Origin of the sequence: Mesorhizobium sp. M7A.F.Ca.US.002.01.1.1 (genome assembly GCF_004022955.1) — a bacterium.
Taxonomy (GTDB): domain Bacteria; phylum Pseudomonadota; class Alphaproteobacteria; order Rhizobiales; family Rhizobiaceae; genus Mesorhizobium; species Mesorhizobium ciceri.
Window position 1 is genome coordinate 1 of record NZ_RZQE01000166.1, and the last position, 11485, is coordinate 11485.

The following is an 11485-nucleotide window of genomic DNA, read 5'->3' on the forward strand; positions in this document are numbered from 1 at the left end:
GCAGTAATCCTCGCAAGATTGCTGCCGAGCGATTCATCGTTTCAAGGAACCCCGAACCGCTCTATCCCTTTGTTTTAACGCAATTCCGGACGGAAAACCGCTTCACACTTTTCCTGGAATTGCTCTAGAAGAGATTCCATGACCTATTGCGTTGGCCTGAAGATCGATCGCGGGCTCGTGTTCATGTCCGACACGCGCACCAATGCAGGCATGGATTCCATCTCCACCTTTCGCAAGATGCATGTCTGGGAAGAGCCGGGCGAACGCGTCATCGTTTTGATGTCGGCGGGCAATCTGGCGACGACGCAGGCCGTGGTCAGCCTGCTTGACGAGCGCACCAAGGCAATCTCCGAAAGACATTCCACACTGCTCGAAACGCCGTCGATGTACCAAACGGTCCGCATTGTCGGCGACACGGTCAAGGAGGTCATCGCCAATTCGTCACCCGCTGGCGAGAAGGCGGATTCCTATTTCAATGCGTCCTTCATCCTCGGCGGTCAGATCAAGGGCAGCGAGCCGCGCCTGTTCATGATCTATCCCGAAGGCAATTTCATCGAATCGACCGATGACACGCCGTTCTTCCAGATAGGCGAGACCAAATACGGCAAGCCGATCATCATCCGCGCCTACGAAAAGACGATGAGCCTCGCCGAGACGGTGAAGCTGCTTTTGGTGTCGTTCGATTCGACGTTGAAGTCGAACCTGTCCGTCGGCTTGCCGCTCGACCTGCTCTTCCTGGAGAAGGACGCTTTCAAGGTCGGATTGAAGAAGCGGATCGGCCAGGACGACCAGTATTACCGCACGATCTCCGATGGCTGGTCGAATGCGCTGAAGACGGCTTTTGCCAGCCTGCCGGATTTCCCTGGCTGAGGCGTGCGGCATCTCTTGCTGGTTGCATATATTTCACGCGTTAATTAATAAGAGACCAACCGCGACGGATGGTAGCGATGGATCATGTCGGGAGGACAGGATGAACAATGATGATTTCCGGCAATGGTCGCGGCGCGCCGCCGACTGGGGCGCTGACTATCGCAACAATCTGCGCGACCGCCCCGTGCGGCCACTGGTAGAACCCGGCGCCGTTTCCAGAAGCATCGAGGTTTCGCCGCCCGAAGACGCCGAACCGATGGACCGGATCTTCGCCGATTTCGAAGAGAAGATCCTGCCGGGAATGACGCATTGGCAGCATCCGCGCTTCTTCGCCTATTTCCCGGCCAATGCGGCGCCGGTTTCGGTGGTGGCGGAATATCTTGTTTCGGCGATGGCCGCGCAATGCATGCTGTGGCAGACGTCGCCGGCGGCGACCGAACTCGAAACGCGCACCGTCGACTGGATGCGCCAGGCGCTCGGTCTGCCGGAAGGCTTCTCGGGCGTAATCCAGGATTCAGCCTCATCGGCGACGTTGGCCGCGGTGCTGACCATGCGCGAACGGGCACTCGACTGGCAAGGCAACAAACAGGGCCTGGCAGGGCAGGCGCGGCTGCGCATCTACTCCTCCGACCAGGTGCACACGTCGATCGACCGGGCGATCTGGGTGTCCGGCATCGGCGAGGACAATCTCGTGCGCATTCCCGTCAGCGGCCGCTTTCGCGCCATGGACACGGCCGCGCTCGAGGCGGCAATCGTCGCCGACCGGGAAGCCGGCATGCTGCCGGCGGGCATCATCGCTTGCGTCGGCGGCACCAGCACTGGCGGCACCGACGACATTGCTGCGGTTGCCGAGGTGGCACGGCGGCATGGGCTTTATCTCCATGTCGATGCCGCCTGGGCGGGATCGGCGATGATCTGTCCGGAATATCGGCATTTCTGGACAGGCGTCGAAGGCGCCGATTCGATCGTTTTCAATCCGCACAAATGGCTGGGCGCTCAGTTCGACTGCTCGATCCAGTTCCTGCGCGACCCTGAAAGCCATGTCAGGACGCTGGCCATCAAGCCGGATTATCTGAAGACGCACGGTCATGACGGCATCATCAACTATTCCGAATGGTCGGTACCGCTCGGGAGGCGATTTCGCGCGTTGAAATTATGGTTCCTGCTGCGCGCCCATGGCCTGGAACGCCTGCGCGCGATGATCCGCAATCATGTCGCGTGGAGCGAAGGGCTGGCGGCGCGGCTGGCAAGGGAGCCGGATTTCGAGATCGTCAGCGAACCGATGCTGTCGTTGTTCTCGTTCCGGCACAAGACCGCAACCGACGGGGACGAGCACAATCTGCGCCTTGTCAATGCGATCAACGACGATGGCCGCATCTACCTGACGCAGACGAAGGTTGATGGACTGATCGCAATCCGGTTCCAGGTCGGACAGTTCGAGGCGACCGCCGCCGATGTCGAAACGGCTTTTGTGGTGATTACTGAAATCGCACGTGGCCTGGGTCGCTGATTTCGTTAGCCGGCTTATGCCTTTTCATCGGTTTCGTTTTCGACTATAGACAAGAAAAACGAAAACGGGAGGTTGCCCATGTATCTGTCGCCGCGCCATGCCGAGATTATCCAGATGGCCAAGGATCACGGCCGCGTGCTGGTCGATGATCTGGCCAACCACTTCAATGTGACGCCGCAGACCATCCGCAAGGACCTCAACGATTTGTGCGATCAGCGGCTGCTCTCGCGCATCCATGGCGGCGCGCTGTACCCCTCCGGCATCGAGAACATGGAGTATGAGGCGAGACGCAAGATTGCCGCCGACGAGAAGGAGGCGATCGGCCGTGCGGCAGCCAGGCTGATCCCCGACAACGCCTCGCTGTTCATCAACATCGGCACCACGACCGAGTCGGTCAGCAAGGCGTTGCTCGATCACAGCGGTCTCATGGTCATCACCAATAACATCAATGTTGCCAATAGGATGCGGATATATCCGTCGATCGAAGTGGTGATCGCCGGTGGTGTCGTGCGCGGTTCCGATGGCGGTGTGGTCGGCGAGGCGGCGGTCGATTTCATCAGGCAGTTCAAGGTCGATTACGCGGTGATCGGCGCATCCGCCATCGACCATGACGGCGCCTTGCTCGACTTCGATTTTCGCGAGGTCAAGGTGGCGCAGGCGATCATCGCCAATGCAAGGCATGTCATCCTGGTTTCCGACCAGACCAAATTCGAGCGAACCGCACCGGTGCGCATCGGCCATCTGTCGCAGGTCAACACCTTCATCACCGACCGCTGCGATATCCCCTCGGTGCGCAAGATCTGCCAGGAGGCCGAGGTTCAGCTGATCGAGACGTCGCTCGCCTAGGCGGTTTTCAGCTGATATCACGCGCCCGTGATATTTCGTTTGACATTCGTTATCATTTCGAAATAATTCCGACACGGTTTCGTAAAAGCCCAAAAATGGTGCAATGCGAAATCGCTGGAGGAATTTGTGGACGCATCTCCGATCCGTGACATTTTCGTCATAGGCGGCGGCATCAATGGCTGCGGTATCGCCCGCGACGCCGTCGGGCGTGGCTTTTCCGTCTTTCTCGCCGAGATGAACGACCTCGCCAGCGGGACTTCCTCGGGCTCAACCAAATTGATCCATGGCGGCCTGCGCTACCTCGAATTCTACGAATTCCGCCTGGTGCGCGAAGCGCTGATGGAGCGCGAGGTTCTGTGGAAGAACGCGCCGCACATCATCTGGCCGATGCGCTTCGTGCTGCCCTATGCCAAGGGCCTGCGCCCGGCCTGGCTGATCAGGCTCGGTCTCTTCCTCTACGACCACATTGGCGGGCGCAAATTGCTGCCGGCGACCCGGACGCTGGACATGGCCAGGGATCCGGCCGGCAAGCCTTTGAAGCCGCTATTCAAGAAGGCCTTCGAATATTCGGATGGCTGGGTCAATGATGCGCGGCTGGTGGCGCTGAATGCACGTGATGCGGCCGACCGCGGCGCAACGGTCCGCACCCGCACGAAAGTGACCGGCGCGCGCCGCGAAAACGGCTTGTGGACGGTCCAGGTCGAGGATCTGCAGACCGGCGAGACCGAGGAGGTCAAGGCGCGCCTGCTGGTCAATGCCGCCGGCCCCTGGGTCGATCATGTGCTTTCCGGCGTCGTCGGCCTCAACGATGTGCACAATGTCCGCCTCGTGCAGGGCAGCCACATCGTCATCGCCAGGAAATTCGACGATCCGCGCGCCTATTTCTTCCAGAACAGGGATGGTCGCATCATCTTCGCTATTCCCTACGAGGAAGAGTTCACCCTGATCGGCACCACGGACCAGGATTATCCCGGCGATCCGCATGACGTGAGGATCAGCGACACCGAGATCGACTATCTCTGCGCCGCGGCAAGCGAATATTTCGCTGAAGCCGTCAAGCGTTCGGACATCGTCTGGACCTATTCCGCCGTCCGTCCGCTCTATGATGACGGAGCCTCCAAGGCGCAGGAAGCGACGCGCGACTATGTGCTCAAGGCCGATGGCGGCGATGGTGCCGCCCCGATCGTCAACGCCTTCGGCGGCAAGATCACCACCTATCGCCGGCTGTCGGAATCGATGCTGGAAAAGATCGAGGGTTTTCTGGGTAAACGCGGCAAGCCGTGGACGGCAAACGCGCCGTTGCCGGGCGGCGATTTCCCGGCCACCGGTTTCGATGCCGAAGTGGCGAAACTGAAGACCGCCTATCCGTTCCTCGACGCGCGCCTGGCTCGCCGGCTGACCCGGCTCTATGGCACCCGCGCAAGGATGCTGCTGGGGCTGGCCAAATCGAACGTCGATCTCGGCCGCAACTTCGGCGCCGATCTCTACGAGGCCGAGGTGCGCTATCTCGTTCAAAACGAATGGGCCGTCACATCGGAAGATGTATTGTGGCGCCGTACCAAGCGCGGTCTGCATCTCAGCCGCGAGCAGGTGGCGGCTCTCGATGAATTCATGCACGGCATAAGCCGGCGCCATGTCGCGGCTGCCGAATGAAGAGGGGTTTGAGCTGATGCGGAAGGCCTGGGAGGAGGCGTCATGCTGGAACTGAGAAACGTCACCAAGACGGTCGGTGCTGTCGCGCATATAAGCGATGTGTCGCTGACGCTCCAGCACGGCTCGCTCAATGTCCTGCTCGGACCGACGCTTTCGGGCAAGACCAGCCTGATGCGGCTGATGGCCGGCCTCGACGTGCCGACCTCCGGTTCGATCTGGTTCGACGGCCAGAATGTCACCGGCGTGCCGGTGCAGAAGCGCAAGATCGCCATGGTCTACCAGCAGTTCATCAACTATCCGGCGATGACCGTCTATGAGAACATCGCCTCGCCGCTCAGGGTGGCGGGAACCGATCAGGCGAAGATCGACAAGGAAGTGCGCCATGCCGCAGCACTTCTCAAGCTGACGCCCTATCTCGACCGCACGCCGCTGAGCCTGTCCGGTGGCCAGCAGCAGCGCACCGCACTGGCGCGCGCCATCGTCAAGAACGCCAGCCTGGTGCTGCTCGACGAACCGCTCGCCAATCTCGACTACAAATTGCGCGAGGAACTGCGCGCCGAATTGCCCAGGATCTTCGCCGCCGCCGGCACCATCTTCGTCTACGCCACGACCGAGCCGCACGAAGCGCTGCTGCTCGGCGGCAACACGGCGACGCTTTCCGAAGGGCGGATTACCCAGTTCGGACCGACCATCGACGTGTTCCGCAAACCGGTCGATCTGGTGACGGCCAAGACTTTCGCCGACCCGCCGCTCAACACCATCGTGCTGGCCAAGAAAGGTGGGGATTTCCTGCTCGAAGGTGGGGTCAAACTGCCGGTGCCCGCCGATCTCGCCGGCATTGCCGATGCCATGTACACGGTCGGTTTTCAGCCGCATCACCTGTCGCTCGATCGGCCCAATGCCGCCGCTGTGCCGGTGCGCGCCAAGGTGACGATCACCGAAATCACCGGCTCGGAAAGCTTCATCCATCTCGATTTCGCGGATGCACGCTGGGTGATGCTGAGCCACGGCATCCGCGACTTCGAACCCGACGCCGAGATCGAGGTGTTCATCGATCCGCGCCACATCATGGTCTTCGACGAGCACGGCCGTGCCGTGGCCGCGCCGAAGCTGGCGGCTTGAGGGGAAAGATATGGCACGCATAGACGTCAACCATGTCAGGCATTCCTATCTGCCGAACCCTCGGAAGGATGCCGATTTCGCGCTCAGGGAAGTGCACCACACCTTCGAGGACGGCGGCGCCTATGCGCTGCTCGGGCCATCGGGCTGCGGCAAGACCACGCTGCTCAACATCATTTCGGGATTGCTGCACCCGTCGCACGGTCAGTTGCTGTTCAACGGCAAGGACGTGACCAATTTGTCGACGCAGGAGCGCAATATCGCGCAGGTGTTCCAGTTCCCGGTCATCTACGACACCATGACCGTCTACGACAATCTGGCCTTCCCGCTGCGCAATCGCGGCGTGCCGGAAGCCGATGTCGACCGCAAGGTGCGCGAGACGCTGGAGATGATCGACCTGGCGTCCTGGGCGAAGAAGAAGGCGAGGGGCCTGACCGCCGACCAGAAGCAGAAGATCTCGCTCGGCCGCGGGCTGGTGCGCTCCGACGTCAACGCCATCCTGTTCGACGAGCCGCTGACCGTCATCGACCCGCATATGAAATGGGTGCTGCGCTCGCAGCTGAAGCAGCTGCACCGCCGCTTCGGCTACACCATGGTCTATGTGACCCACGACCAGACCGAGGCGCTGACCTTCGCCGACCAGGTCGTGGTCATGTATGACGGCGGCATCGTCCAGATCGGCACGCCGGCCGAACTGTTCGAACGGCCACGCCATACCTTTGTCGGTTATTTCATCGGCTCGCCCGGCATGAACGTCATGCCGGTGGCCATCGACGGCAAGACGGCGACGCTCGGCTCGCAGCGCATCGAACTGCCGGGCGCGCCAAAAGCGGGCAGCGGCGCCATCGAACTCGGCATCCGTCCCGAATATGTCCGGCTTGGCCGCGACGGCATGGCCGTGCAGGTGAGCAAGGTCGAGGATCTCGGCCGCCACAAGGTGGTCCGCGCCAAGCTCGAAGGCCGCGAGATTGCGGCCGTCATCGGCGAGGACGAGACCGTGCCGGCCGATCCGAAGGTGCGGTTCGAGCCGGCCGGCATCAACATCTATGCCGATTCCTGGCGCGTCGAGATGGGGGCATAGATGGAAAAGACCTGGAACAACAAGGCCTGGTTCCTGGTGCTGCCGGTGCTGGTGCTGGTGGCGTTCTCGGCGGTCATCCCGCTGATGACCGTCGTCAACTATTCGGTGCAGGACACGTTCGGCAACAACGTCTTCTTCTGGGCCGGCACCGAGTGGTTCGAGGAACTGCTGTCTTCCAGCCGCTTCTGGGAAGCGATGGTCCGCAACCTGATCTTCTCCTTCATCATCCTGGCGATCGAAGTGCCGCTCGGCATCTTCATCGCGCTCAACATGCCGAAAAAGGGCTGGGGCGTGCCGGTCTGCCTGGTGCTCATGGCGCTGCCGCTGCTGATTCCGTGGAACGTCGTCGGCACCATCTGGCAGGTCTTCGGCCGCAACGACATCGGCCTGCTCGGCTACTACGTCAACGCGCTCGGCATCGACTACAACTATGTGCAGGACCCGTTCGATGCCTGGGTCACCGTCATCATCATGGATGTCTGGCACTGGACCAGCCTCGTCGTGCTGCTCTGCTATGCCGGCCTGGTCTCCATTCCGGATGCCTTCTATCAGGCGGCCAAGATCGATGGCGCCTCGCGCTGGGCGGTGTTCCGCTACATCCAGCTGCCGAAGATGAACAGGGTGCTGCTGATCGCCGTGCTGCTTCGCTTCATGGACTCATTCATGATCTATACCGAACCCTTCGTGGTGACCGGCGGCGGTCCCGGCAACTCGACGACATTCCTGTCGATCGACCTCGTCAAGACCGCGCTCGGCCAGTTCGACCTCGGTCCGGCCGCAGCCATGTCGCTGGTCTACTTCCTCATCGTCCTTCTGCTGTCATGGGTCTTCTACACCGTGATGACCAACTACGACGCGGAGCGCTGAGATGACCGGCGCCAACGAAAGAGCCGATAGAGTGAGCGAGACCACAGCAGCGGGCAAACTGGCGAGCACACTGTCGCAGGATCAGGTCGCCCGGCTGATGCGCAAACGCGGCGAGGAATCGCGCTGGTGGTGGATCGTGCCGACGATCTACATCGTCGTGCTTTTGCTGCCGATCTACTGGCTCATCAACATGAGCTTCAAGACCAATGCCGAGATCGTCTCCTCGCTGACACTCTATCCGCACCAGCCGACGCTCGCCAACTACGTCACCATCTTCACCGACGCCTCCTGGTACTCGGGCTACATCAACTCGATCACCTATGTGGTGATGAATATGGTGATTTCGGTGGCTGCCGCGCTGCCGGCAGCCTACGCCTTCTCGCGCTACCGCTTCCTCGGCGACAAGCACCTGTTCTTCTGGCTGCTGACCAACCGCATGGCGCCGCCGGCGGTGTTCGCGCTGCCGTTCTTCCAGCTCTATTCGGCCTTCGGCCTGATCGACACGCACATTGCGGTGGCGCTGGCGCACTGCCTGTTCAACGTGCCGCTGGCGGTGGGGATCCTCGAAGGCTTCATGTCGGGTGTGCCGAAGGAAATCGACGAAACCGCCTATATCGACGGCTATTCGTTCCCGCGCTTCTTCGTCAGGATCTTCATGCCCCTGATCGCCAGCGGCATCGGCGTGGCCTGCTTCTTCTGCTTCATGTTCTCGTGGGTGGAACTGCTTATCGCCCGTACGCTGACCACCACCGACGCCAAGCCGATCGCCGCCACCATGACCCGCACGGTTTCGGCCGCTGGCATGGACTGGGGCCTGCTCGCCGCCGCCGGCGTGCTCACGTTGATCCCCGGCGCGCTCGTCATTTGGTTTGTGCGCAATTATATCGCCAAGGGCTTCGCCCTGGGGAGGGTTTGACGATGAATTTCGACCTCACCTGGATGGCGTGGACGTGGCCGACGGCGGCCTTTTTCGGGACCATCCTTCTGCTGCTTTGCGGCATGGCGGCGTGGGAATACGCCTCGCCGGGCGGCAATCCGCGCGTCGGCGTGCTGCGCTTCGAGACAACGCGCGGCGACCGTCTTTTCCTGTCGCTGCTTGGCAGCGCCTTTATCCATCTCGCTTGGTTGGGTCTTGTCGGATCCAACCTGTGGTGGGCTCTCGCTCTCTCCGTGGTCTACGCCATTGGCGTGTTCCGCTACGTATAGAGGGGGAAACTGTTGGAGCGACCGCGTGCCGGCGGCCGCTCCAGATCGCACTTGAACCTTAAAACTGTGGAGGAAACACATGCGAAGGCAATTTTTAACATCAACGACGGCCCTTGTCCTGTTGCTGGGCGTGGGCAATGCCTATGCCGGGATGGACGAGGCAAAGGCTTTCCTGGACAAGGAAATCGGCCCGCTCTCGACGCTCGACCGCGCTGGCCAGGAAGCCGAAATGCAGTGGTTCATCGATGCCGCAAAGCCTTTCGCCGGCATGGACATCAAGGTCGTTTCGGAAACCATCGCCACGCACCAGTATGAATCGCAGGTGCTGGCGCCGGCCTTTACCGCCATCACCGGTATCAAGATCACGCATGACGTCATCCAGGAAGGCGACGTCGTCGAGAAGATCCAGACCCAGATGCAGACGGGCCAGAACCTTTATGACGGCTGGGTCAACGATTCCGACCTGATCGGCACCCACTGGCGCTACCAGCAGGTGCGCAATTTGACCGACTGGATGGCGGGCGAGGGCAAGGATGTCACCAACCCGAACCTCGACCTGAAGGATTTTATCGGCACCTCGTTCACGACCGCTCCGGACAAGAAGCTCTACCAGCTTCCCGACCAGCAGTTCGCGAACCTCTACTGGTTCCGTTACGACTGGTTCAACGACGAGAAGAACAAGGCGGACTTCAAGGCCAAGTACGGCTACGACCTTGGCGTTCCCGTCAACTGGTCTGCCTATGAGGACATCGCCGAGTTCTTCACCGGCCGCGAGATCGACGGCAAGAAGGTCTATGGCCACATGGACTACGGCAAGAAGGACCCGTCGCTCGGCTGGCGGTTCACCGACGCCTGGCTGTCGATGGCCGGCAATGGCGACAAGGGCCTGCCGAACGGTCTGCCGGTCGATGAGTGGGGCATCAAGGTCGACGAGAATTCGCGTCCGGTCGGCTCCTGCACGGCGCGCGGCGGCGACACCAATGGCCCGGCCGCCGTCTACTCGATCCAGAAATACCTCGACTGGCTGAAGGCCTACGCTCCGGCGGAAGCCCAGGGCATGACCTTCTCCGAATCCGGCCCGGTTCCGGCGCAGGGCGCGGTTGCCCAGCAGATCTTCTGGTACACCGCCTTCACCGCTTCGATGGTCGATGCCGGCGCCAAGGCGGTGCTGAACGACGACGGTACGCCGAAGTGGCGCATGGCGCCGTCGCCGCATGGCGTCTACTGGAAGGACGGCATGAAGCTCGGCTATCAGGACGTCGGCTCCTGGACGCTGATGAAGTCGACCCCGACCGACCGCGCCAAGGCCGCCTGGCTCTACGCGCAGTTCGTCACCTCGAAGACTGTCGACGTGAAGAAAAGCCATGTCGGCCTGACCTTCATCCGCGAGAGCACGATCCACGACAAGAGCTTCACCGAGCGGGCTCCGAAGCTCGGCGGCCTGATCGAGTTCTACCGTTCGCCGGCCCGCGTCCAGTGGTCGCCGACCGGCACCAACGTGCCTGATTATCCAAAGCTGGCACAGCTCTGGTGGCAGGCGATCGGCGATGCGTCGTCGGGTGCCAAGACGGCGCAGGAAGCGATGGACTCGCTCTGCGGCGAGCAGGAGAAGGTCATGAGCCGCATCGAGAAATCGGGCGTCCAGGGCGATATCGGCCCGAAGATGGCCGAAGAGCATGACCTCGCCTACTGGAACGCCGACGCGGTCAAGAAAGGCAATCTCGCTCCTCAGCTGAAGATCGAGAACGAGAAGGAAAAGCCGATCACCATCAACTACGACGAACTGGTGAAGAGCTGGCAGAAGTAACCTTGGTGCCGGCGTTCGCGCCTGCATCATGAGAATAAGGGGAGGCGGCATCTTGCCGTCTCCCCTGTTTGTGTAAAAAATAAGCGGGGAGGCAGAATGACCGGATACATCCTTGCCATCGACCAGGGCACGACTTCGACCCGGGCGATCCTGTTCGACGGCCAGATGAAGCTCGTCGGCAGCGGACAGAAGGAGTTCACCCAGCATTACCCGGCCTCCGGCTGGGTCGAGCACGATCCCGAGGATATCTGGGCGAGCGTGGTGTCGACCGTGAAGGCGGCGCTGAAAAAGGCCGGCCGGGATGCATCCGACGTGGCCGCGATCGGCATCACCAACCAGCGCGAAACCGTCGTTATCTGGGACAGGGCGACCGGCAAACCGATCCACAACGCCATCGTCTGGCAGGACCGGCGCACCGCGCCGCTGTGCCAGAAACTCAAGAAGCAGGGGCTGGAGAAGACATTCACCAAAAAGACCGGCCTGCTGCTCGATCCGTATTTTTCCGGCACCAAGATCTCCTGGATGC

11 protein-coding genes are annotated in these 11485 nt (G+C 61.3%); all 11 read left to right on the forward strand.

What is annotated here, in order from left to right:
- The first annotated feature begins 138 nt into the window (after positions 1 to 138).
- Complete coding sequence (locus tag EN932_RS17500) at positions 139 to 870, forward strand: peptidase (protein WP_013531816.1); 732 nt, start codon at positions 139 to 141, stop codon at positions 868 to 870.
- A gap of 100 nt (positions 871 to 970) precedes the next feature.
- Positions 971 to 2380: an aspartate aminotransferase family protein gene (locus EN932_RS17505; protein ID WP_127369308.1), complete on the forward strand. Its 1410-nt coding sequence runs from the start codon at positions 971 to 973 to the stop codon at positions 2378 to 2380.
- Positions 2381 to 2458: 78 nt separating this feature from the next.
- Positions 2459 to 3226, forward strand: a complete 768-nt coding sequence (locus tag EN932_RS17510; protein ID WP_127369307.1) for a DeoR/GlpR family DNA-binding transcription regulator — start codon at positions 2459 to 2461, stop codon at positions 3224 to 3226.
- 126 nt (positions 3227 to 3352) lie between these two features.
- On the forward strand, positions 3353 to 4879 hold the full coding sequence (gene glpD, locus EN932_RS17515) for a glycerol-3-phosphate dehydrogenase (RefSeq protein ID WP_127369306.1): 1527 nt from the start codon (positions 3353 to 3355) through the stop codon (positions 4877 to 4879).
- 42 nt (positions 4880 to 4921) lie between these two features.
- The gene (locus tag EN932_RS17520) at positions 4922 to 6001 is read left to right on the forward strand and encodes an ABC transporter ATP-binding protein (protein WP_024503497.1); all 1080 of its coding nucleotides are present in this window, start codon (positions 4922 to 4924) and stop codon (positions 5999 to 6001) included.
- Positions 6002 to 6011: 10 nt separating this feature from the next.
- The gene (locus tag EN932_RS17525; protein WP_013531811.1) at positions 6012 to 7079 is read left to right on the forward strand and encodes an ABC transporter ATP-binding protein; all 1068 of its coding nucleotides are present in this window, start codon (positions 6012 to 6014) and stop codon (positions 7077 to 7079) included.
- The gene (locus EN932_RS17530; protein ID WP_013531810.1) at positions 7080 to 7946 is read left to right on the forward strand and encodes a sugar ABC transporter permease; all 867 of its coding nucleotides are present in this window, start codon (positions 7080 to 7082) and stop codon (positions 7944 to 7946) included.
- Between the two features lies 1 nt (position 7947).
- A complete protein-coding gene (locus EN932_RS17535) occupies positions 7948 to 8862 on the forward strand; it encodes a carbohydrate ABC transporter permease (protein ID WP_128368946.1) in 915 nt (304 codons plus the stop codon).
- On the forward strand, positions 8859 to 9152 hold the full coding sequence (locus EN932_RS17540) for a DUF2160 domain-containing protein (RefSeq protein WP_024503495.1): 294 nt from the start codon (positions 8859 to 8861) through the stop codon (positions 9150 to 9152). The genes EN932_RS17535 and EN932_RS17540 overlap by 4 nt, the downstream gene beginning before the upstream one ends.
- 79 nt (positions 9153 to 9231) lie before the next feature.
- The gene (locus EN932_RS17545; RefSeq protein WP_013531807.1) at positions 9232 to 10959 is read left to right on the forward strand and encodes an ABC transporter substrate-binding protein; all 1728 of its coding nucleotides are present in this window, start codon (positions 9232 to 9234) and stop codon (positions 10957 to 10959) included.
- Between the two features lie 96 nt (positions 10960 to 11055).
- Positions 11056 to 11485: FGGY family carbohydrate kinase (locus EN932_RS17550; RefSeq protein WP_245483290.1), on the forward strand; the 430-nt coding region annotated here is incomplete at its 3' end.